At 38.2% G+C, this 343-nt stretch carries 1 pseudogene; it reads left to right on the top strand.

Annotated features, from left to right (window positions below):
- Positions 1-343, top strand: a pseudogene (locus QWY28_RS23345) (hypothetical protein); the annotation flags it as partial.

Below are 343 nucleotides of genomic sequence, written 5' to 3'. Positions count from 1 at the left end.
CATTACCGTACCAGGCATCAATGCTAAAAGTCTTGAACAACTAAGTGATCTACCATTTTTAAATATGCTTAACCTTGTTAGTGGTAATGCTATGAGTAACTTTTCCGTTTTTTCCATGGGGGTTAGTCCTTATATTACCGCTTCCATTGTTGTTCAACTTTTACAAATGGATATTTTACCTAAGTTTGTTGAATGGGGAAAACAAGGGGAAGTCGGGCGTCGTAAGCTGAATCAAGCAACGCGCTATATTTCACTAGTCCTTGCTTTTTTCCAATCTATTGGTATTACAGCAGGATTTAGTGCTCTATCAAGTGTTTCTCTTGTGAAGACACCAAATGTCCAG

The sequence above is a fragment of the Nocardioides oceani genome (assembly GCF_030412965.1).
In the GTDB taxonomy this organism is placed as follows: domain Bacteria; phylum Actinomycetota; class Actinomycetes; order Propionibacteriales; family Nocardioidaceae; genus Nocardioides; species Nocardioides oceani.
This window is presented reverse-complemented; position numbering and strand designations above follow the sequence as displayed.